Origin of the sequence: Nocardia elegans NBRC 108235, assembly GCF_001612845.1 — a bacterium.
GTDB classification, from domain to species: Bacteria; Actinomycetota; Actinomycetes; order Mycobacteriales; family Mycobacteriaceae; genus Nocardia; species Nocardia nova.
This window is the reverse complement of record NZ_BDBF01000018.1, coordinates 1-22,368: the sequence shown is the minus strand read 5'-3', so window position 1 is coordinate 22,368 and position 22,368 is coordinate 1. Positions and strand designations below refer to the sequence as shown.

Annotated in this window: 17 protein-coding genes; 10 read left to right on the top strand and 7 right to left on the bottom strand. The window is 67.7% G+C overall.

Annotation, left to right across the window (positions count from 1 at the left end; all coding sequences use genetic code 11):
- Positions 1-10 precede the first annotated feature (10 nt).
- The 3 genes from NE2_RS14815 to NE2_RS14805 all read left to right on the top strand — a co-directional run bounded on the left by NE2_RS14815 (position 11) and on the right by NE2_RS14805 (position 4,532).
- On the top strand, positions 11-2,146 hold the full coding sequence (locus NE2_RS14815; protein WP_063026566.1) for a bifunctional phosphatase PAP2/O-acyltransferase family protein: 2,136 nt from the start codon (positions 11-13) through the stop codon (positions 2,144-2,146).
- A gap of 69 nt (positions 2,147-2,215) precedes the next feature.
- A complete protein-coding gene (locus NE2_RS14810) occupies positions 2,216-2,779 on the top strand; it encodes an MTB12 C-terminal domain-containing protein (protein WP_063026564.1) in 564 nt (187 codons plus the stop codon).
- Positions 2,780-2,786: 7 nt separating this feature from the next.
- Complete coding sequence (locus tag NE2_RS14805) at positions 2,787-4,532, top strand: MFS transporter (protein ID WP_218018609.1); 1,746 nt, start codon at positions 2,787-2,789, stop codon at positions 4,530-4,532.
- Between the two features lie 27 nt (positions 4,533-4,559).
- Here the strand turns inward: NE2_RS14805 and NE2_RS14800 are convergent, their stop codons facing one another.
- The gene (locus NE2_RS14800) at positions 4,560-5,219 is read right to left on the bottom strand and encodes a TetR/AcrR family transcriptional regulator (RefSeq protein WP_063026562.1); all 660 of its coding nucleotides are present in this window, start codon (positions 5,217-5,219) and stop codon (positions 4,560-4,562) included.
- A 60-nt stretch (positions 5,220-5,279) separates the two neighbouring features.
- Between NE2_RS14800 and NE2_RS14795 the strand changes: the two genes are divergently transcribed.
- From NE2_RS14795 to NE2_RS14775, 5 genes are all read left to right on the top strand, one after another.
- Positions 5,280-6,899 (top strand): flavin-containing monooxygenase, encoded by a 1,620-nt coding sequence (locus NE2_RS14795; protein ID WP_084494044.1) that lies wholly within the window; start codon positions 5,280-5,282, stop codon positions 6,897-6,899.
- Positions 6,896-7,726 (top strand): SDR family NAD(P)-dependent oxidoreductase, encoded by an 831-nt coding sequence (locus tag NE2_RS14790; protein WP_030514931.1) that lies wholly within the window; start codon positions 6,896-6,898, stop codon positions 7,724-7,726. The genes NE2_RS14795 and NE2_RS14790 overlap by 4 nt, the downstream gene beginning before the upstream one ends.
- 22 nt (positions 7,727-7,748) lie before the next feature.
- Positions 7,749-8,675 carry an alpha/beta hydrolase gene (locus NE2_RS14785; RefSeq protein WP_063026558.1) on the top strand — a complete coding sequence of 309 codons (927 nt, stop codon included), beginning with the start codon at positions 7,749-7,751 and terminating at the stop codon, positions 8,673-8,675.
- A 124-nt stretch (positions 8,676-8,799) separates the two neighbouring features.
- On the top strand, positions 8,800-10,590 hold the full coding sequence (locus tag NE2_RS14780; RefSeq protein ID WP_063026556.1) for an AMP-dependent synthetase/ligase: 1,791 nt from the start codon (positions 8,800-8,802) through the stop codon (positions 10,588-10,590).
- A 107-nt stretch (positions 10,591-10,697) separates the two neighbouring features.
- Positions 10,698-11,123, top strand: a complete 426-nt coding sequence (locus tag NE2_RS14775; protein ID WP_036504729.1) for a VOC family protein — start codon at positions 10,698-10,700, stop codon at positions 11,121-11,123.
- Between the two features lie 48 nt (positions 11,124-11,171).
- On the opposite strand, the gene NE2_RS14770 is transcribed toward NE2_RS14775, so the two are convergent.
- Positions 11,172-11,597 carry a tautomerase family protein gene (locus NE2_RS14770; protein WP_063026554.1) on the bottom strand — a complete coding sequence of 142 codons (426 nt, stop codon included), beginning with the start codon at positions 11,595-11,597 and terminating at the stop codon, positions 11,172-11,174.
- Between the two features lie 38 nt (positions 11,598-11,635).
- Entirely contained in the window at positions 11,636-12,337 is a 702-nt protein-coding gene (locus NE2_RS14765; protein ID WP_063026552.1) for an SDR family oxidoreductase, read from the bottom strand.
- A gap of 119 nt (positions 12,338-12,456) precedes the next feature.
- Between NE2_RS14765 and NE2_RS14760 the strand changes: the two genes are divergently transcribed.
- Positions 12,457-12,960 carry a winged helix-turn-helix transcriptional regulator gene (locus NE2_RS14760; protein ID WP_063026549.1) on the top strand — a complete coding sequence of 168 codons (504 nt, stop codon included), beginning with the start codon at positions 12,457-12,459 and terminating at the stop codon, positions 12,958-12,960.
- Here the strand turns inward: NE2_RS14760 and NE2_RS14755 are convergent.
- Entirely contained in the window at positions 12,927-13,997 is a 1,071-nt protein-coding gene (locus tag NE2_RS14755; RefSeq protein ID WP_063909395.1) for a S1C family serine protease, read from the bottom strand. The two genes, NE2_RS14760 and NE2_RS14755, sit on opposite strands and share 34 nt — an antisense overlap.
- Before the next feature lie 409 nt (positions 13,998-14,406).
- Between NE2_RS14755 and NE2_RS14750 the strand changes: the two genes are divergently transcribed.
- Positions 14,407-16,200, top strand: a complete 1,794-nt coding sequence (locus NE2_RS14750; RefSeq protein WP_063026736.1) for a molybdopterin-dependent oxidoreductase — start codon at positions 14,407-14,409, stop codon at positions 16,198-16,200.
- A gap of 157 nt (positions 16,201-16,357) precedes the next feature.
- Here the strand turns inward: NE2_RS14750 and NE2_RS14745 are convergent, their stop codons facing one another.
- From NE2_RS14745 to NE2_RS14735, 3 genes are all read right to left on the bottom strand, one after another.
- Complete coding sequence (locus NE2_RS14745; RefSeq protein ID WP_063026547.1) at positions 16,358-17,848, bottom strand: DHA2 family efflux MFS transporter permease subunit; 1,491 nt, start codon at positions 17,846-17,848, stop codon at positions 16,358-16,360.
- A gap of 93 nt (positions 17,849-17,941) precedes the next feature.
- A complete protein-coding gene (locus NE2_RS14740) occupies positions 17,942-18,640 on the bottom strand; it encodes a PadR family transcriptional regulator (RefSeq protein WP_030514941.1) in 699 nt (232 codons plus the stop codon).
- A 250-nt stretch (positions 18,641-18,890) separates the two neighbouring features.
- A partial coding sequence (locus NE2_RS14735; protein ID WP_063026545.1) for a multifunctional oxoglutarate decarboxylase/oxoglutarate dehydrogenase thiamine pyrophosphate-binding subunit/dihydrolipoyllysine-residue succinyltransferase subunit occupies positions 18,891-22,368 on the bottom strand: 3,478 nt, incomplete at its 5' end.

Here is a 22,368-nt window from a genome sequence, read left to right as displayed (position 1 = left end):
TGACGGTTGTGTGGGCAATCCGTCGCGTCCGGTGCTGTGGCGGGACTGTGTGGTCGGGCTCGCGGTATTCGGGCTGTACCTGGCGGTCGACGCGCTGCACACCCCGGCCCGCCGCGAACTGGCCGATCGCAACGCCCATCGCATCTTCGATCTCGAGCAGTGGCTCGCCATCGACTTCGAGCGTCCACTCAACCGCTGGCTGGAGTCGCGCGTGCTGCTCGCGACTCTGGCCAACTACGAGTACGCGTTCACCTACATCGTCAGCGCCTTCGCGCTGCTGTTCTGGATGTATTTTCGCCGCCGCGCCGACTACGCCCGCGCCCGCGACTCCTTCCTGCTGCTGAACATCCTGGCCATCGCGTGTTTCGCGCTCTTCCCGGTCACCCCGCCGCGGCTGCTGCCCGAGCTGGGCTTCACCGACACCGTCGTCGACGGCCATACCTGGGGATCCTGGGGTTCGTCGCTGGTGTCGGGGGCGAATCAACTCGCGGCGGTGCCCTCGCTGCACGTCGGCTGGGCACTGTGGGTGAGCGTGGTGCTGGCCCGCGTCTCCGGCGGCTGGGTGGTGCAGGTGCTCAGCGCCTTCCACGTCGGGCTGACCACCTATGTGATCGTCGCGACCGCGAACCACTTCGTCCTCGACGCGGTGATCGCGGTGGCCTTCGTCGCGGCGAGTATCCAGCTGGTCGATCGCTGGTACGCGCGACCGCCCGTGGTGCCTCCCGCCGACGCGTTCTTCCTGCACATCGAGAAGTCCGGCATTCCGCAGCAGGTGGGCGGCATGGTCGTGTTCCGGCCGCGGGCCGACGGCGGGCCCGGCCTCGACGCGGTGCGGGAACTGGTCCAGGGCGAGCTGGCCCATCTGCCGCGGTTCCAGCAGCGCCTGGACCAGCCGGCGCGGTGGCGCCGGGCACGCTGGGTGGACAGCCCGGTCGACTGGGACTGGCACGTCACCGAGCGCACGATTCCGGGCACCGATCCGGATGCCCTCGGCGAACCGGATGGTCGAGAGGCGGGGTCCGGGGCGGCCCTCAGCGCAGTGCTCACCACCGGTATCGCCGTCGGCCCGGCAGCCGGCAACGGGGAGTCCGCGGCGGTGGAATCACGTAGCGCGGCGACGGCCGAAATGACCATGACGCCGAGCGAGGTGGCGCGGCGAGTGGACGGAATCGGCCGGGTGGTGACGGATCTGGCCGCCGAGGTGCTGCCCAAGGACCGGCCGTTGTGGCGCCTCGTTCTGGTGCGCGACCCGGAGGCCGGCGCGATCGGCGTGGTCCTGCTGCTGCATCATGTGGTCGCCGACGGCATCGGCACCGTGGTGCAGGCGCTGCGCCTGCTGCGACCGACCATCGATCTGCCGGTGGCCGAGCGTAAACCGCCGAGCTGGGGCACCCTCGTCGCCGGTACCGCGGTTGGTCTGGCGCAGTTGGCCGCCGACGCGCAGCCGAAGGGAACACTGCCCGACGATTGTGTGCGACGCGTGTTCACCGTCTGCTCGCTGGACCTGGAAACCGTTCGGGCCGTGGGTCGTTCGCACGGCGCCCGGGTGACCGACGTGCTGCTGAGCGTCACCGTCACCGCGCTGCACCGTCTGCGCCCCGACCTGGACGAGCGACTGCGCGGGCAGATCCGGGTGGCGGTGCCGTTGATGGTGCGCGACCCCACGTCGGGAGCGGAGGGCAATTCGACCGCCGCCGTAATGATCGATATCCCGCTGACGGCGGCGACCCCGGCGCAGCGACTGGCCGAGATCCGCACCCGCAGCGACCGGCTGCATTCCGGAACCCGGGCGCTCGCCTCACATTTCGTGATGGATCGGGTGCTCCGGCTGTTTCCCGAACCGGCGGTGGGGGCCTTCGCGCGGTCGGTGTACGGCGGGCGGTACTTCCACGCGATCGTCTCCAATATGGCCGGCCCCGATATGGCGATGACTTTCGCGAATATGCCGATCACCCAGGTGTTTCCGATTCTGCCGTCGGCGCCGGGAGTGCCGCTGGTCGCCGGGGTGCTGAGCTGGAACGGCGAATTGGGGATCGGGCTTTCCGTGGATCCGGCGATCCTCGATGCCCGGGCGGTCGCCGCCGAGTTGCCCGACGTACTGGCCGAACTCGCCGACACCGCATTCGTGGCCGATAACCGTCCGTAGCCCCGGTCCGGCGAGTAGTCTTCGAGCGAGTTGATCACCGAGCCTACCGTCACCGAGGGAGGCCGCATTATGTTCGATCGTGGGATCGCGGCGAAAATGCTTGCGGCATGCGCACTTACCGCGCTGGTGACCGTGGCGGCCGCCTGCGGCAGCGATGATTCCGGCAGCAAATCCGCCGAATCGTCCAGTAGCGGGACCCCGACGGTGGCCCAGGCGGTCAGCCGGAACTTCGAGCGCTTCTTCGACGGATCCACCTCCGCCGACCAGAAGATCGCTCTCCTGGAGAACGGGCCCGCATTCGCCGCCGCGATCAAGGCACAGGCCGATTCGCCGATGGCCAAATCCGCCTCGGCCAAGGTCACCAATGTCGCGAGCACCAGCACCGACCACGCCGACGTCACCTTCGACGTGCTGTTCAACGGCACCCCGGCCCTGTCCGGGCAGCAGGGCGGCGCGGTGCAGATCGAGGGCACCTGGAAGGTGACGGCCGCGACCTTCTGCGCGCTGCTCACCCTGGAGGGCGCGGCCCCGCCGGTCTGCGGTACGGCCTCGGGCACCCCGAGTCCGGGTGCGACGCCGGCCCCCGGCGCGACACCTGGGAACCCCACCATCCTTCCCGCGCCGACCAGTTGAGATCGCGATGACGTCGTCGGACCCGTCGGACCGCCGCGGCGCCGGATCGGGTCGCCCGCTGCACCGCGAGGCATCGGCCGCCGCGGCTGCCGGGGCGGGCTCCGAATCCGCTGTGCCCGGTACCGGCCCCGCCGCGAGTGCGCGGGCCGAGACCGCGGCGGCGAGCGGTGCGGGTTCGGCGGGTTCCGTTGCGGCGCAACCTGTGTCGGCCGGCGCCGAGCGTCCCTATGTGGCGCTCGCGGTGGTCACCGCCGTCCTGTTCGTCACCTTCCTCGATACCACGATCGTCAGCGTCACCCTCGGCGCCGTCCAGTCCGACCTGCATGCCGGTGTGGTGTCGCTGCAGTGGGTGGTGAACGCCTACACGCTGGTGTTCGCGAGTCTGATGCTCACCGCGGGCACTCTCGGCGACCGGTGGGGCCGCAAACGCGTCATGGTCGGCGGGCTGGTGGTGTTCGCCCTCGGCTCGGTGTTGTCCGCGGTGGCCGGCAGTGTCTCGATTCTGATCGCCGGCCGCGCGGTGATGGGTGTCGGTGCGGCAGCCTCCGAACCGGGCACGCTGTCGGTGATCCGGCACATCTTCCCCGATCGCGGCGCCCGCGCGAAGGCGCTGGGCGCGTGGGCGGCGGTCTCCGGGTTGGCGCTGGCGCTGGGGCCGGTGATCGGCGGCCTGCTGGTCGGGGCGTTCGGCTGGCGCTCGATCTTCTGGTTCAACCTGATCGTCGGCGTGGTGGTGCTGGCGGCGGCGCTGAAATTCGTCCCGGAAAGCGCCGATCCGCAGCCTGGGCCGGTCGACTGGGCCGGATTCGTCCTGGGCGCGACCTTTCTCGGCTGCGTGATCTACGCGGCCATCTCCGGTGAGCAGGTGGGTTATTCGGCCGCCTCGGTGATCACGCTGTTCGTGATCGGAGCGATCGCCTTCGTCGCCTTCCTGGTGGTCGAGTCGCGCGCGGCCAATCCGATGTTCGACTTCCACTACCTGGAGCGCCCGCTGGTGCGCAGTGCGCTGGTGGTCGCCTTCGCGGTCTACTTCGGGATCTTCTCGATCTTCTTCTTCACCGCGCTGTATCTGCAAGAGGTGGTCGACTATTCGGGCTGGCGAACCGCCGCGGTCTTCGGCCCGATGGCCGTGGCCATCATCGTCGGCTCGCTGATCTCCGGATTCTGGGTGGCACTGCGCGGCTCCCGCACGCCGATGATCGCCGGCTGTGTGCTCGGCGCCGCGGGTATTCTGCTCACTCGCCAGTTCCTCGGCGTCACAGTCGAATTCACGCCCCTGGCACTGGCCCTGACACTGGCGGGCCTCGGCTTCGGGATCGCGGTGGTGCCGCTGACCTCCGCCGTTCTGTCCGGGGTTCCGGCCGAACATTCCGGCATGGCCGCCGCGGCCACCAACACCATGCGTCAGGTCGGCGCGGTGGTGGGGGTGGCCGCGCTGGGGTCGCTGGTCAACTCCTTCCTGAACTCCGACCTGCGAGATCGGTTGCAGCAGATCGGCGTTCCGGCGAATTTCCAGGCGATCGTCATCGACGCCATCGAGACCGGCAACGTTCCGGCCGGGGGTGACGCGGCGGCCTCGGCCGCCTACGGGCCGATCGTGAACCGGGTTATCCATGCCACCTACGAGGCCTTCCACCGCGGACTTGAGGTGGCGCTGCTGGTGTCGGCGATCATGATCCTGGTGGCCGCTGTGGTCACCGCGCTCTGGTTACCCCGGCGCGGCGATCGCGCCGGATACGTGCCCGAGGACTGAGATCACACGGGCGGCACGCTGCCGGGATCACGCGGGCAGGACATTGCCGTCGGCCGACCCGGCCAGCCATTCGGTGAGCACGGGATGCATGGCGAGCGCGGGCAGTGCGCCGACCAGGGTGTCGATCAACTGGGTACGGCCGATCTGCTCCTCCCGCAACCAGATCAGCGTCGTCTCCTCGACGAACGCGATCCAGCCTCGGAAGACCAGGCGCAGTCGCGGCAGTTCGGGATCGTCTGCCGTCAGCGGGGTTTCGGTGAGGATACGGTCCACCATGGCATCGCGGGTGGCGTCGGCGAGGGCCATCAGTTCGGGGCTGCCGCTGGCGGGTCCGCGCAGCAGGCCCTGATAGGAGATTCGGTTCTCGCTGACGTAATCGATGTAGCGTTCGACCGCGTCGCGCAGCATGCTGTACAGATCGAGGCTGCGGTCGGGCATGGTGCGAGCGAGTAGTTCCTCGTTGGCGCGGCGCACGATGGCGCGCTGAAAATCCTGTTTCGAGGCGAAATAGTGGAAGAGCAGGCCGCGCGAGATTCCCGCCTGCCGCGCGATCTCCCCGATGGAAATGTCCTCCAGCGTGCGGTCGCGCAGCATCTTCACGCCCAGGGACACCAGCTGTTCGCGGCGTTCGTCCGGGCTCAGCCGCACCCGTTTGGTGCCGGGACCGTTGTCACTCACGGTTGCCATCCTACTGAACGGTAGTCAATACTGTTGACTCCTGCTCAATAGGATCGTAGGGTTTGATACATGAGTCGTAGGGTTACAGACAACGGCCGTAGCGACGCGCTCGGAGGCGGTAGCTTGCGTGACCACGGAGAGCGCCGCGAAGGCCGTGATGGGCGGAGCCGCAGTGCAGCGGGGGCGCGTCATGTGCATACGTTGATCGTCGGCAGTGGATTCTCGGGCCTGGGCCTGGCCATCCGTTTGAGCCAGCAGGGTCGCGACGACTACCTGGTGCTCGAGCGCGGCAACGACGTCGGCGGTACCTGGCGCGACAACACCTACCCCGGCGCCGCCTGCGATGTGCCGTCGCAGCTGTACTCCTACTCGTTCGCGCTCAATCCGAACTGGTCGCGCTCGTTCTCCAAGCAGCCGGAGATCCAGTCCTACATCCAGGGCGTGGCCGACCGTCACGGCGTGCGGGACAAGCACGTCTTCGACTGCGAGATGACCGGCGCCCGGTGGAACGAGGAGCAAGCCCGCTGGGAGGTGCAGACCAGCAAGGGCGCGTTCACCGCCGATATCCTGGTCTCCGCCGTCGGCGCGCTGTGCGAGCCGAATCTTCCGGATATCAAGGGCATCAACGATTTCCGGGGCCGCATCTTCCACTCCGCGCGCTGGGATCACGACGCGGATCTGACCGGCAAGCGGGTCGCGGTGATCGGCACCGGCGCCTCCGCCATCCAGATCGTGCCGTCGATCGCGCCGAAGGTGGCCCATCTCGACGTCTACCAGCGCACCGCGCCGTGGCTGCTGCCGCGGATCGACCGCCCGTACACCCTGCCCGAGCGCCTGGCCTTCAAATACGTTCCGGGCGTGCAGAAGTTGTCGCGCGCGGCCATCTACGCCGCCCGCGAAACGCAGGTCGTCGGCCTGGCGAAATTCCCGCCGGCCATGCTCGCGCTGGAGGGCCTGGCCCGGCTGAAGCTGCGGCTCGAGGTGCCGGACGCGCAGCTGCGGGAGAAGGTCACGCCGAACTTCCGCATCGGCTGCAAGCGCATGCTGATCTCCAACGAGTACTACCCGGCGCTCGGCCGCGACAACGTCGACGTGGTCACCGACGGCATCCGTGAGATCCGCGCGAATTCCATCGTCACGGCCGACGGCACCGAACGCGAGATCGACGCGCTCATCGTGGCGACCGGATTCCACGTCACCGATTCGCCGGTGTACGAGACGATCTCCGGTCGCGACGGCCGCACGCTCACCGAACTGTTCGACGAGATCGGGCAGCAGGGCTACAAGGGTGCGGCGATCCACAACTTCCCGAACATGTTCTTCCTGCTCGGCCCGAACGTCGGCCTCGGCCACACCTCGATGGTGTACATGATCGAATCGCAGATCAACTACATCGCCGACGCGATCGCCACCTTCGACCAGCGCGGCCTGCGTACGGTCGAGGTGAGGAAAGACGTGCAGGACAGCTACAACCGCGATCTGCAGGATCGCATGTCCAACAGCGTCTGGCTCAACGGTGGTTGTGCCAGCTGGTATCTGGACAAGCACGGCAACAACACCACGCTGTGGCCCGATTTCACGTTCCGCTTCCGCAAGCTGACCGAGAAATTCGACGTCGCGGCATACGACACGACCCGATCGACCGACGGGGCCGCGGGTCCCGATCTGAAAGTGGTAGCAGCACAGTGAGCAATGACGCTTATTTCACGGGCAAGGTATGTGTGATCACGGGCGCCGGCTCGGGTATCGGCCGTGCGCTGGCCGAGAATCTGGCCCGCCGGGGCGCGAAACTAGCCCTCTCCGACATCGATACCGAGGGCCTGGCCGAAACCGTCCGCCGCGTCGAGGCGCTGGGTGCGCAGGTGAAGTCCGATCGGCTCAACGTGGCCGAGCGTGAAGCGGTGCTGCTCTACGCCGACGAGGTGAAAAAGCACTTCGGCGTGGTGCACCAGATCTACAACAACGCCGGTATCGCCTTCCACGGCGAGGTGATCGACTCCCAGTTCAAAGACATCGAGCGCATCATGGATGTCGATTTCTGGGGCGTCGTCAACGGCACCAAGGCGTTCCTGCCGGCCCTCATCGAATCCGGCGACGGGCACGTGATCAACGTGTCCAGTCTGTTCGGCCTGATCGCGGTGCCGGGCCAGAGTGCGTACAACGCGGCCAAATTCGCGGTGCGCGGCTTCACCGAATCGCTGCGCCAGGAGATGATGGCGCGCAAGCATCCGGTCAAGGTGACCTGCGTCCATCCCGGCGGTATCAAGACCGCCGTGGCGCGCAACGCCACCTACGCCGAGGGGATCGACGCCCAGAAGTTCTCCTCGTTCTTCGACAAGCAGCTCGCGCTGCACACCCCGGAGATGGCCGCGCAGACCATCACCGAGGCCGTGCGCAAGGGCCACGGCCGCGTGCTGATCGGCTGGGAGGCGAAGGCGCTCGATCTGTTCGTGCGCACCACCGCGTCCTACTATCAGCGCATCGCGAACGTCGTCAACAGCCGGTTCCTGCCCTGATTCGCGACGGGAATTCACTGTGATGCCTGGTTTTTCGAAATCCGTGGCCCTGCCGCTGCCCGTCGCGCGGGCCGTCGTCGGGCCGATCTTCCGGTTCGTTATGCACAGCCGGCTGCCGTGGGCGGCACAGCGCCACGTGCTCGACGCCGGTTCGGTGCTGCAGACGCTGCCCGCCGGTACCCGGGTGCATCGGATGCGGCTCGGCGGCCGTCCCGCCGAGCGGGTGACCGCCGGCGCGGCCGAGGGCCCGGGTGCGGTGCTGTACCTGCACGGTGGTGGGTACACCATCGGGTCGCCGGCGACCCATCGGTCGCTGGCGGCGCATCTGGCGCGCGAAATCGGTTGTCCGGTCTATGTTCCGGACTATCGGCTGGCGCCGGAACATCCGTATCCGGCCGCGCTCGACGATGCCGAGGCGGCCTTCCTGGAGCTGGTGTCCACCGGGCTCGCGCCGCAGCAGATCGCGGTCGCGGGCGATTCCGCCGGCGGCGGCCTGTCGCTCGCGCTGGCGTTGCGGTTGCGTGACCGGCACGGAATGCGGCCCGCCGCACTGGGTTTGATCGCCCCGTGGGCCGATCCGAACGAGCTGCCGGCGCGCGAGCGGGATCTGGTGGTCAACAGGGCGTGGTCGCGGTTGTGCGCCGCCGCCTATCTGGGCGACGGCGATCCGCTGGATCCCGGCTACGCGCCACTGCTGGGGTCCCTGGGTGGGCTGCCCGCGACCTACGTCCAGGTCGACGAGGGCGAGCTGCTACATTCGCAGTGTGTGCGCCTGGCGGCGGCGCTGCGGGCCGCGGAGGTGCCGATGCAGTTCTCGGTGACGCGCGGGCTCTGGCACGTCTCGCAGTTGCAGGCGTCGCTGGTGGCGCCGGCCGCGCTCGCCGCGCGCGAACTGGCGGGATTCCTCGGTCAATCGCTGCAACCAGCGCAAACCGGATCCATAGGATAGAAGCCGTAGGACAGGTTCCGCCCGGCCGCACCCACGTCGAAAATCCTCGACCGGGCGGCCGGGCGGAACCTGCCGTTGCGGCTGGCGTAAATTACTGGCGAGTAGACCACGTGGAAGGGCACCGATGCGAGAGTTCGAAGTCCCGGCTACCTACACCATCCCCGAAGACGCCAATATGTCCGATGGCGCCTTCCGGCACGCCGAGCGCACGCCCGGCCTGGTGGTGTTCAACAGGCCGGACGGCAAGGGCGGTTGGACAGATGTCACCGCGGCGGAGTTCGCGAAGCACGTCACCGCGGTGGCCAAGGGACTGATCGCCTCGGGCATCGAACTCGGCGACCGGGTCGCCATCCTGGCCTCCACCCGGTACGAGTGGGTCGTGCTGGACTTCGCCATCTGGGCGGCCGGCGGCTGCACCGTCGCGATCTTCGACAGCTCCTCCGCCGAACAGGCGCGCTGGATCCTCTCGGATTCGGGCACCAAGCTGATCGTGGTCGAGAACGCCCGGCACCGGGCCACCATCGCCGAGATCGAGGACGGTCTGCCCGAATTGGGCGAGCCGCTGGTGATCGACGACGGCGCGATCGACACCCTGGTCGCCCGCGGCAAGGACCTCGGCGACGAGGTCGTGCACGAGCGCCGCAAGCAGGTCGAGGCCGCCTCGCCGGCGTCGCTGATCTACACCTCGGGCACCACCGGCCGGCCCAAGGGCGTCATGCTCTCGCATGCCAACCTCTACGCCGAATCGGCTGCCGACCGCGCCGCGATGCCGCAGTTCCTCAAGCCGGGCCACCGGTCGCTGCTGTTCCTGCCGCTGGCCCACGTCTTCGCCCGCGCGGTCGCGCTGGCGGCCTTCGACGCCGGTGTCACCGTCGCGCACACGGCCGACTGGTCGACGCTTGTCGAGCAGTTCGGCGAGTACAAGCCGGACTTCATCCTCTCGGTGCCGCGGGTGTTCGAGAAGGTGTTCAACGGCGCCAAGCAGAAGGCGCACGACGGCGGCAAGGGCAAGATCTTCGATCTGGCCGCCGACACCGCCGTGGAGTACAGCCAGGCGCTGGACAACGGCGGCCCGGGGCTGGTGCTCAAGGTCAAGCACACCGTGTTCGACAAGCTGGTCTACGGCAAGCTGCGCGAGGCCATGGGCGGGCGCTGCAAGTCCGCCGTCTCCGGCGGCGGCCCCCTCGGCGCGCGGCTGGGCCACTTCTTCCGCGGCATCGGCGTCACGATCTACGAGGGCTACGGCCTGACCGAGAGCACCGCCGCTGTTTCGGTGAACACCCCCGAGCACTTGAAGGTCGGCTCGGTGGGCCGCCCGCTCGGTGGTCACGCCGCCAAGGTGGCCGACGACGGCGAGTTGCTGCTGCGCGGCCCGGTCGTCTTCGCCGGGTACTGGAACAACCCGACCGCCACCGAGGACGCCTTCGACGACGGCTGGTTCAAGACCGGCGATCTCGGTGCGATCGACGAGCAGGGCTTCATCACGATCACCGGCCGCAAGAAGGAAATCATCGTCACCGCCGGCGGTAAGAACGTCTCCCCGGCGATGCTCGAGGATTCCCTGCGCTCGCATCCGCTGATCAGCCAGGTGATGGTGGTGGGCGACGGCAAGCCGTTCGTCGGCGCGCTGATCACCCTCGACCCGGAGGCGCTGCCCGGCTGGAAGACCCGCAACAACGTGCCCGAGGACACCCCGATCGAGAAGCTGATCGAGCTGCCCGAACTGACCGCCGAGATCGACAAGGCGGTCAAGGACACCAACAAGCTGGTCTCGCACGCGGAGGCGATCAAGAAGACCCGCATCCTGCCGGTCGACTGGACCGAGGAGAGCGGTGAGCTGACGCCGAAGATGTCGCTCAAGCGCAACGTGGTGATGAAGAACTACGCGGACGAGGTCGAGGCTATCTACGGCTGAGCCCGCCCGAACGCCGAACGGCCCGCCTTCTCGAAGGCGGGCCGTTCGGCGTTTCGACGTGCGACGATGGGCGCGATAGGCCCGTATCCATTTCGGAGGAGGCAATCGTGAAGTCGGCTACCGCATATCTGTTGTTCGACGGTGATGCCGAGGAGGCATTCACCTTCTATCAGTCGGTATTGGGCGGGGAACTGCAGATGGTCCGCTATCGCGACATGGGTGACGGCGGTGGCGGGAACCTGCCCGAAGAGGTGGGCAAGCGAATCGCCAACGCCGCGTTGACCTGGCGGGAGGATCAGCTGCTGATGGGGTCGGACTGTCCGCCCGATCAGCAGATCAACCACGACAACGTGCCGTTCAGCGTCTGCCTGGATGTGGACGACGAGGCCGAGGCCGGACGGATCTTCACCGGGTTGTCCGCGGGCGGACAGGTCACCATGCCGCTGGGCAAAACCGAGTGGGCGAAGCAGTTCGGCATGGTCACCGACAAATTCTCGGTGCCGTGGATGATCAATCTGTACGGCGGCGAATAGATTTCGACCGCCCGCCGTGACCCGCCGGGCGGCGTCGGTTGTGGGGAGCTAGCTGTAGGGAATGGGCTCGTTGGCGCGCGCCCACGCCTGTTCGGCCTCGCTACCGGCGTCCGGTGGGAACAGTCCGTCGATCATCCACAGATCGCGCGGGGATTCGTAGGTGTGGAATTCCCAGTGCAATCCACGCGCGCCGGTGTAGGGCTCCATGATCGAGTTGAGCCGCTGCGTCGATCGCTTGCGCATCTGCGGGTCGTCCAGATGGCGGGCGAGATGTTCCACGACGATTCGCACCGTGTTGTTCGACGGCTTCCCGCCGACGAAGAAGGACGTCTCCTCGATTTCCTGGAACAGTACGACGACGTAGAACTCCGGCAAGCCGAAGGAGGCGTACAGCGCGGTGATGTCCCGGGCGAAATCCTGTTTGTCGGCGTCGGAATAGGTGTCGGCGGGGTGGTGGACATGCCACAGTGGCATCGGTGATTCCCTTCGAAAGATGATGTGCGGTAACGGGTTCAGCGGGAGATGGTCAGTGCGAGGCCCTCGACGGGGCCGGACAGTGCCGCCTTCACGCCGCGCGTGACGTCGTCGACCAGCACTTCGGTATCGCCGCGCAGTACGCCGTCGAAGACGGCCTCGGCCACCACGTTCGGTGCGAGCTTGTCGCCCGGGAGGCGCCGCACCATCTCGGTATCGGCGAATCCCAGATGGACGCCGACCACCTGCGTGCGCTGTGCGGCCAGCTCCAGCCGCAGCGAATTGGTCAGCGACCACAGCGCCGCCTTCGACGCACCGTAGGCCGCCGCGCCCGCGGCCCACGACAGCACCGAATGGATGTCGATGAGGACGCCGCCGCCGTTGTCCGCCAGAATCGGCGCGAATGCCTGAGCTACCCGCAGCGGGCCGAAGACGTTGGTGTCGAACGTGGTGACGATGTCGGCCATATCGGCGGTCAGCAGCGGTGCGGGGAGGAGAACGCCGGCATTGTTCACCACGATTTCGACGTCGCGGGCCCGCGATGCCGCGGCGGCGACCGAATCGGCGTCGGTGACGTCCAGGGCGAGCGGCTCGACGCGGGGGTCGTGGGCGGCCTTCGGGGCGCGGGCGGTGGTGTAGACCTTGGCGGCGCCGCGCCTGAGCAGCTCGTCGGTGAAGGCTCTGCCGAGCCCCCGCTGCCCGCCCGTCACCAGTGCGACCGCGCCTTCGATTCCGGCCATCTCTCGTCCTTTCGGATCGTTCGGGGCGACTGCCCACCCTCTGGATAACGATCTCGTTAGTTAGATGACAGCACAGCTCGCTGAGTAACGCAAGCGTTAGGTAACATGGTCTCGTGTCGATGATGTTCGAGCCGCGACTGAGCGACCGGGACGCCTGGTCGATCGGTGACCGATGTTCGGCCGGACGGGTGCTCGAGTTGCTCAGCACGCGGACGGTATTCCTCGTCGTGCGCGAATGTTTCTACGGGACAACCCGATTCGAGGACTTCACGACCCGGATCGGAACGTCGGCGCCGGCGGTGTCGCGTGCGCTCAAACAGCTCGAATCGGCGGGCGTCGTCGAACGGGTGCCGTATCGCGAACCCGGCCGGCGCGAACGCGCGGAATACCGCCTGACCGGGGCCGGTGAGGATCTGCTGCCGATATTCCTGTCGCTGATGCAGTGGGGCGACAAATATCTGCAGGACGGAAAGCCACCGCTGTCGTTCGTCGACCGGGAATCCGGGGCGGTGGTCGGGGTGCGGGTCACGCCTGAGCCCGTACCGGACACGAAGGCCGATGAGATCGAGATCCGGCTGAACTCGTCGGGTCAGCCCACGGGACCCTGGGCGAGCGACGCCTGACCGGACTCGCTCTGTCCGGAGCGGTCCACCCAGGTGAGTGTGACGGTATCGCCCGGGTGATGCTGATCCATCGTGTTCGTCATGGTGGTCGCCGAATCGATGCCGTGACCGTCCAGCCCGGTGATCACATCGCCCGGGGCCAGGCCCGCGGCCTGTGCCGGACCGCCACTCACGATATTGCGGACCAGCGCACCGGAACCGTTGGCATCGCTCATCGTGATACCGAGGAACGCGGAATCGCCGATGTGCACGCGGTCCGAACTCTTCCCCGCCCGGATCTGCGCGGCGATCGTCTTCGCCTTGTCGATGGGAATCGCGAAGCCCTGACCACCGCTCGCGCCGAGCTGGAAGCCCTGGGACGCGGCGGTATTCACGCCGACCACCTGGCCGGAGCTGTTGATGAGCGGACCGCCGGAATCACCCGGCTGAATGTTCGCGGCCACCTCGATGAGACCGGTCAGCTGCTCGGCGGCGCCGGCCGATTCGTCGCTGGCGGTGATGGAGCGATCCAGTGCGGTGACGCGTCCGCCCGCCGCGGTCGGGGAGCCGGTGCCGCCCGCGTTGCCGACACCCACAATGGCGTCGCCGACCTTCACCTGATCCGAATCGCCCAGTGGCGCCGTCTGCAGGCCGGAGGCGCCCTGCAACTTCACCACGGCCAGATCGTCCTGACGGTCGAATCCGGTGACGCTGCCGCGGTAGGTGCGGCCGTTGCCGAGATCGGTGGCCGAGATGTCGGTGGCGCCCTCCACGACGTGGTTGTTGGTGAGGATGGTGCCGTCCGATCCGAGCACGATGCCGGTTCCGGCGCCCGCGCCGTTCTGCATCCCGAGTTCGGTGTTGATCACGACGATGCCCGGCACCACCGCGTTCGCCGCCTGTTCCAGCGCCGCGGACTGCGGTTGGGAATCGACCGGCTGCACCACCGAGCCCTGGCCGTGGCCGAACGGGGCCGCCTGGCCGGGGCCGTGGGCGTCGATGCGGGAGCCGACCAGGGCGATGGTGAGCGCCACCACCGCGACCAGGGCCGCCAGCATTCCGAAGGTCAGGCCGTGCCGTGGCGCGCGTCCTCGCGGCGGATACTGCTGCGGGTAGGGATACTGCCCCGGGAAGGGTGGCTGACCCGGATACCCGTGCGGGCCGTACGCCCCCGACCGTGGTTCGTACGGTCCGGGCTGGTGCGGCCGATTGCCCTCGTTCGGATACACGCTCATCACGTCCTGTTCGGTCACATCCTGTGTGTCGGCTCGGACCCGGGCCCCGACGCATTCGGATCCTCTATCAATTAAGCGCGCGATTCCTGAGAAGGGGCTGGGTGCTTGCCGTGGAACCGCCGACATGGGCCGGATCACGTCCGGCTTCGAGTTCTGACGAATCTGTGACGCTGTGGTCGATGCGCTCGTTCGGGCGGGTTCACCGTGGGGAATCCGCAGTACGCTCGCCGTTATGGCCGGATCGGGACTGCGCGCGGCCTGCGGAATCGTGTCCGCGGGGCTGGCGCTGGGCGTCGCGGAGTTGGTGTCGGTGCCGGTGGGGGCGGGGAGCGCGCCGTTGGCGGCGATCGGGGCGACGGTGGTCGACCACACGCCCGACGGGGTGCGGGAATGGGCGATCGACTCCTTCGGCACCGACGACAAAATGATGCTGTATCTGCTGATGGGCGTGGTGGCGCTGATCGTCGCGGCGCTCGTCGGGGTGGTCGAGCGAACCGTGCGGCCGATCGGATCGGTGGTGCTCGGCGTCTTCGGCATCGGGGCGGCGTGGGCTGCGCTCGAACGCCCGGCCGCCAACTGGACCTGGGCGCTGCCGTCGGTCGTGGGGGTGGCGCTGGCAATCGTGTCGCTGCGGTGGTTGATTCGGCGATACGAGGCATTCGGTGCGCCGGCGATGGTGCGGGGTGGTGGCGGAGCCGCGGCGCCCGATTCGGCGAAAGCCTCCGCGGTGCAAGAGGACCGGGCCCACGCGGCGGAAATTCGGATCGAGCGTGGAGCAGCCGAGGCGAGCTCGGGTGGCGGTGCTGGTGCGGGCAGGGGAGTTGGGGCCGGTGCGGAAACGGGTGCGCAAGACCCGGTGGGCGGTGAGCGCAAGGCTATGTCGGCGCCCTTCGAGGGAGACGACGCCCGCCTGAGTGCGCGCGGAGCCGCCTGGCCGCGCGTGGTGAAACCCGATGCGGCGCAGGTCGATCGGCGGCAGGTGATGCGGGGGATCGTCGGGGTGGGAGTACTGGCGGTGGCGGCCGGTATCGCCGGACGCGTACTCGGGGCGAGCGCGCGCAGTGTGGCGGGGGAACGGGCGGCGGTGCGGTTGCCGCCACCGAATGTGCCTGTGCCCCCGGTGGATCCGGCCGCGGATCTGCGAGTACCGGGACTGGCGTCGTATCTCACCCCCAATTCCGACTTCTACCGAATCGACACCGCGCTGACCGTTCCGCAGGTCAGCAAGGAGACGTGGTCACTGCGGATCCACGGCATGGTGGACCGCGAAATCCGGCTCGACTACGCCGATCTGGCGCGTCGGCCGTCGGTGGAACGCTTGGTGACGCTGACCTGCGTCTCGAATCCGGTCGGCGGCGATCTGATCGGCAACGCGAGCTGGCTGGGTTATCGGCTCGACGCGTTGATCGCCGAGGCCGGGCCGCATCCGGACGCCGATATGGTGTTGTCGCGCAGTGCCGACGGCTTCACCGCCGGAAGTCCGCTCGCCGCGCTCACCGATGGTCGCGACGCCCTGCTCGCGGTCGGCATGAACGGCGAGCCGTTGCCCGTGGAACACGGATACCCGGCCCGGTTGGTCGTGCCCGGACTCTACGGTTACGTCTCGGCCACCAAATGGGTCACCGAACTCGAGATCACGAGATTCGATCGCGCCCAGGCCTATTGGACGCGGCGCGGCTGGTCCGAACGCGGGCCCATCAAGACCGGCACCCGTATCGACACCCCGCGCGGTGCCGTCCGGGCCGGGAAGGTGACCATCGCCGGTGTGGCCTGGGCGCAACATCGCGGTATCGACGCCGTCGAGGTCCAGATCGACAACGGCCCGTGGCAACCCGCCCGTCTGGCCGCCGAACCGTCGGTCGACACGTGGCGGCAATGGAGTTACGACTGGGAGGCCTCCGCGGGGACGCATACGGTCCGCGCCCGCGCCATCGACGGCACCGGAACGGTTCAGACCGCGGAGGTGGCCGACGTCATTCCGGACGGGGCGAGCGGCTACCCCTCGCGGACGATCCGAGTCGGGTAGACGCGTGACCTCCGCCGGCGCGGCCGGGCGGGGATATGCGGCCCGGCGCTGATCGGCTACGCGCACCGCAGTGAATACGGCGAGGTCCGCGTGGCAGCACTGCCACGCGGACCTCGTATCGCGCTGTCGCGCACCCTGTTCGGCGCGTCGACCGGGCTCAGCCGGGGATGCCTGCCTTCTCCGGTTCGGTACCCGCCCCGGCCTCCCCCTGCTGCTTCTTCGCCGAGTTGCCGACGAACAGGGCCGAAGCCACCACGCCGATCAGCAGGATCGCGCCGGGCAGGATCATCGCCTGGCCCAGGGCCGTGCTGAATTTGTCGAGGATCTGCTCGGGGATGTGGCCCATCCCGGTGCCGCCACCCTCGCCGAACTGGCCGCTGCCCAGCCCCTGAGCGGACATGCGGGCCGAGACCAGCGCGCTGATCGCGGCGCTACCGAGCACCGAACCGACCTGACGGGTGGTGTTGTAGACACCCGCACCGGCGCCCGCCTGATGAATCGGCAGATTGCGGGTGGCGGTGGAAGCCAGCGGAGCCCAGATGCAGGAGTTCGACAGACCGGCGACGGCCGCGACCACCAGGAATACCGCGATGGAGCTGTCCGGCTTCATCAGCGCCGCGAAGCCGAAGACGGTCAGGGCGAACACCAGGAATCCGATGGTGGGCAGGATGCGTGGCGGCATACGGTCGGAGATCTTGCCGATGAACGGCGCGGTCAGGCCGGTGACGATCGCCATCGGCGCGAAGACCAGCGCGGCCCGGGTCGGGGTGTACTCGCGCACCGCCTCCAGGTAGAAGTACGCCGGCACCATGAGCGAGGTGACCGCGGCGCCCATCGCGGCGATCGCGACGCTCGACATCGAGAAGTTGCGGTCGCGGAACAGGCTCAGCGGCACCAGTGGCTCGTCCTTGTTGCGGGCCTGGTTCACCACGAACAGACCCAGCACCACCAGGCCCGCGATGATCATCGCCCAAATCCAGGCGTCCCAATCCCGGGTATTGCCCTCCTGGATGCCGAAGACCAGCAGGAACATGCCGATACCGCTGAGCACCACGCCCACGAAATCGAACTTGTGCTGGTGGGTTTCCAGATTCGGAACCAGCCACACCGCCAGCGCGAACGCCGCCACGCCGATCGGCACGTTGATGTAGAAGATCCAGTTCCAGCCCTGCCAGTCGACCAGCACGCCGCCGAGGATCGGGCCGACCAGTGTGGCGAGGCCGGCGACGCCGCCCCACAGCCCCATAGCCGCACCGCGCTTGTCCGGCGGGAAGGTGCGGGTGATGACGGCCATGGTCTGCGGCGTCATCAACGCCGCGCCCAGGCCCTGCACCGCGCGGGCCGCGATCAGCATCTCCACATTGGCCGATACCGCGCACCACAGCGAGGCCAGCGTGAAGACCGCCAGACCGGCCAGGTAGATGTTCTTCGGTCCGAAGCGATCGCCGAGGCGGCCGGTGACCAGCAGCGGTACCGCGTAGGTGAGCAGATAGGCGCTGGTCACCCAGATGACTTTGTTGATGTCGGTATGCAGATCCTGCATGATCGCCGGATTGGCCACCGCGACGATGGTCATATCCAGCAGGATCATGAAGAACCCGACGACCAGCGCGGTCAGCGCCAGCCACGGATTTCTTTGCGATGTCATAGATTTCGTTCCTGTTCCCGGCATCGATCGACGACGACGACCGATGGGTGGTTCGTATGAAGGTCTCGGGGCGCGTCGCGTACCAGCGCCCGATCAGTGCTCGGCAGCGGTCGCACCACCTTTCCGCAGCTCGGCGAGTACGTCGTCGGTCAGGGCCGCACCCCAGTCGTGACCGAGGTCACCGGTTCTGTTGGGGCAACGGGTTCCGCCCTCGTCGAATTCCAGCCACGGCAGCGAGCCGTCACGCAACTCCTCTGTGAGACCGCGCAGCCACGTGACCTCGTGTTGTGCGACACCTCGCAGATAGTCGATCACCATCCAGTACCGCCGGGGTACCTCGCGCGAGCGCGCCCATTCGCGGATGGCGTCGAGTTCGGTGATGTCGTTGTCCAGCCAGCCGATCCGCTCGGTGATCAGGGCGATCACCTCCTCGACCGGAAGATTGTGTGCCTCCGCCAAGCCGATGGGAAAGATCGGATACTCACGAGTCGGCTGCCGGACGATATCGGCGATCCGGGTACGCAGCGCCGCGGTACCCGCTTCGGTGATGCAGTAGGTGGTGCGTTCCGGCCGGTTACCCGAACGCTCGGTACCCTCCGCCTGGACCAGTCCTTGTTCGGCCAGCCGGGTCACCGTGTGATAGAGCGAGCCGGGGCGAATCTTGAGCAGATTGTCCTTCCGGCGTTTGAGCAGCAATTGGTACATCTCGTACGGATGCATGCGGTCTTCTTCCAGCAGCGCCAGTACCGAGATCGCCAACGGCGTCAACGTGGCACCCGGCTGCTTGGACATTGGTCTCGACTCCCTTCGTCGCTGCCGCCGCACACTACGCGGGCGGACCGACATGTTCCGGCTCAAATATTCCACGCCGAATATACGATGCGGAAGTAGGTCGGCACAAGGCTGTTTCACTCATTACGACGATCGAGGACCCCCGAATGTGACGCGGCCGGGTGTGCTGCGCCGCTCGTGCCCGGATACGACGAACGCCGGGCCGGACCGCTCGGCAGAGCGATCCGACCCGGCGTCCGGGCGATACGACCTAGTCGGTGGGGGCGAACGCCTCGTCGACGATCTCCTGCTGCTCCACCGCGTGCACCTTCGACGAACCCGAGGACGGGGCCGACATGGCGCGGCGAGAGATGCGGCGCAGCTTGTTGAACCGGTCCGGCAGGATCTCCGGCAGGTTCAGCCCGAAGAACGGCCAGGCGCCCTGGTTGGCCGGCTCCTCCTGCACCCACGCCAGATCCGTGGCGTTGGGGTAGGTCGCGAGCTTCTCGTTGAGCCGGTAGGACGGGATCGGGTACAGCTGTTCGATGCGCACGATCGCGACGTCGTCACGGTTCTTCTTGGCCTTCTCGGCGACCAGTTCGTAGTAGAGCTTGCCGCTGGTCAGCAGGATCCGCTTGACCTTCGACCGGTCGCCGTCGCCGCTCTCGTAGGTCGGCTCCTCGAGCACCGAGCGGAACTTCGCGTCGGTGAAGTCCTCGACGTTGGAGACCACGGCCTTGTTGCGCAGCATCGACTTCGGGGTGAAGACGATCAGCGGGCGGCGGATGCCGTCGAGCGCGTGCCGGCGCAGCAGGTGGAAGTAGTTCGACGGAGTGGAGGGGACCGCCACCGTCATCGAACCCTCGGCGCACAGCTGCAGGAACCGCTCGATGCGGCCGGAGGTGTGGTCGGGACCCTGACCCTCGTGACCGTGCGGCAGCAGCAGCACGACCTCCGACAGCTGACCCCACTTGGCCTCACCGGAGGAGATGAACTCGTCGATGATCGACTGCGCGCCGTTGACGAAGTCGCCGAACTGCGCCTCCCACAGGACCAGCGCGTCCGGGTTGCCCAGCGAGTAGCCGTATTCGAAACCGACGGCCGCGAACTCGCTCAGCGCCGAGTCGTGCACCGCGAACCAGCCCGGATTCTCGCTGCCGATGTTGTGCAGCGGGGTGTACTCCGCACCGGACTTGCGATCGATGATCACCGAATGCCGCTGGGTGAAGGTGCCGCGCCGGGAGTCCTGACCGGTCAAGCGCACCGCGCGGCCCTCGTCGATCAGGGTGCCGAAGGCGAGCAACTCGGCGAAGGCCCAGTCGATCTTGCCCTCGTAGGCCATCTCCCGGCGGCGCTCCAGCACCGGCTTGACGCGCGGATGCACGTTGAAGCCGTCCGGCACGCCGAGGAAGGCGTCGCCGATGCGCTGCAGCACCGACTTGTCCACGGCGGTGACGACGGTGCCCGGAACGGTCTGCTCCTGCTCGACCGATTCACTCGGCTCCGGCGGGTACTTCTCCAGCTCGCGGACCTCGTTGAACACCCGCTCCAGCTGACCCTGGTAGTCCCGCAGGGCGTCCTCGGCCTCTTTCATCGAGATGTCACCGCGGCCGATCAGGGCCTCGGTGTAGGACTTGCGGACGCTGCGCTTGGTGTCGATGACGTCGTACATGTACGGCTGGGTCATCGACGGGTCGTCGCCCTCGTTGTGGCCGCGACGGCGGTAGCAGATGAGGTCGATGACCACGTCCTTGTGGAACTTCTCGCGGAAGTCGGTCGCCAGGCGCGCCACCCAGGTGCAGGCCTCGGGATCGTCGCCGTTGACGTGGAAGATCGGCGCGCCGATCGACTTGGCGATATCGGTCGAGTACTCGGTGGAGCGGCTGTTCTCCGGTGCGGTGGTGAAACCGATCTGGTTGTTCACCACGATGTGCACGGTGCCGCCGACGCGGTAGCCGCGCAGGCCCGACATGTTCAGCGTCTCGGCGACCACACCCTGGCCGGCGAAGGCCGCGTCACCGTGCAGCATCAGCGGCACGACCGAGAAGGTGCGCGCCTCCTCGCCCTTGGTGACCAGGTCTTCCTTGGTGAGCAGATCCTGCTTCGCGCGGACCAGACCCTCGAGCACCGGGTCGACGGCCTCGAGGTGCGACGGGTTGGCCGTCAGCGAGACCTCGATGTCGTTGTCGCCGAACATCTGGATGTAGGTGCCGTGCGCGCCGAGGTGGTACTTCACATCGCCCGAGCCGTGGGTGGCGGCCGGGTTCATGTTGCCCTCGAACTCGGTGAAGATCTGCGAGTACGGCTTGCCGACGATATTGGCCAGCACGTTCAGGCGACCGCGGTGCGGCATGCCGATGACGACCTCGTCGAGCCCGTGCTCGGCGCACTGGTCGATGACGGCGTCCATCATCGGGATGGTCGACTCGGCGCCCTCCAGCGAGAAGCGCTTCTGGCCGACGTACTTGGTCTGCAGGAAGGTCTCGAACGCCTCGGCCGCGTTCAGCCGCGACAGGATGTACTTCTGCTGCGCGACGGTCGGCTTCTCGTGCTTCTGCTCGACCCGCTGCTGAATCCATTGCAGCTGTTCGGTTTCCAGGATGTGGGTGTACTCCACACCGACGTGGCGGCAGTACGCGTCGCGCAGCACCGACAGTACGTCGCGCAGCTTCATCCGCTCCTGGCCGTGGAAGCCCGCGACGTTGAATTCACGGTCGAGGTCCCACAGGGTCAGGCCGTGCTGGGTGACGTCGAGGTCGGGGTGGCTGCGGAACTTGTCCTTCACCAGCCGCAGCGGATCGGTGTCGGCCATCAGGTGGCCGCGACTGCGATACGCCGCGATCAGCTCCTGGACGCGCACGCTCTTGTCGACACCGCGCTCTTTGATGTCCTTACGCCAGCGGACCGGCTCGTAGGGCACACCCATGCCGTGGAAGATCTCGTCGAAGAACTCGTCGGAGATCAGCAGGTTGTGGATGGTGCGCAGGAAATCGCCCGACTCCGCGCCCTGGATGATGCGGTGGTCGTAGGTGGAGGTCAGCGTCATCAGCTTGCCGATGCCGATCTCGGCGAGCTGCTGGTCACTCATGCCCTGGAACTCGGCCGGGTACTCCATGGCGCCCGCGCCGATGATCGCGCCCTGACCCGGCATCAGCCGCGGCACCGAGTGGTTGGTGCCGATGGTGCCCGGGTTGGTCAGCGAGATGGTGACGCCGGTGAAGTCCTCGGTGGTGAGCTTGCCGTCGCGCGCGCGGCGCACGATGTCCTCGTAGGCGCTGTGGAACTGCGCGAACGACATCGTCTCGGTGTTCTTGATCGCCGCGACGACGAGAGTGCGGCTGCCGTCCTTGCCCGGCAGGTCGATCGCCAGGCCGAGGTTGGTGTGCGCGGGGGTGACCGCGTTCGGCTTACCGTCGACCTCGGCGAAGTGGCGGTTCATGTTCGGGAACGCCTTGACCGCCTGGACGATCGCGTAGCCGAGCAGGTGGGTGAACGAGATCTTGCCGCCGCGGGTGCGGGCGAGGTGGTTGTTGATGACCAGCCGGTTGTCGATCATCAGCTTCGCCGGGATGGCGCGCACGCTGGTCGCGGTCGGGATGGTCAGCGACGACGACATGTTCTTGACGATCGCCGCGGCCGGTCCGCGCAGCACCTTCGACTCGTCGGCGGCCGGTTCGGCCGGGGCGGTCTTGGTGGCGGCGGCGTTGGAGGTCGGCGCCGGGGTGGTGCTGGCCTGTGGCTTGCTGCCG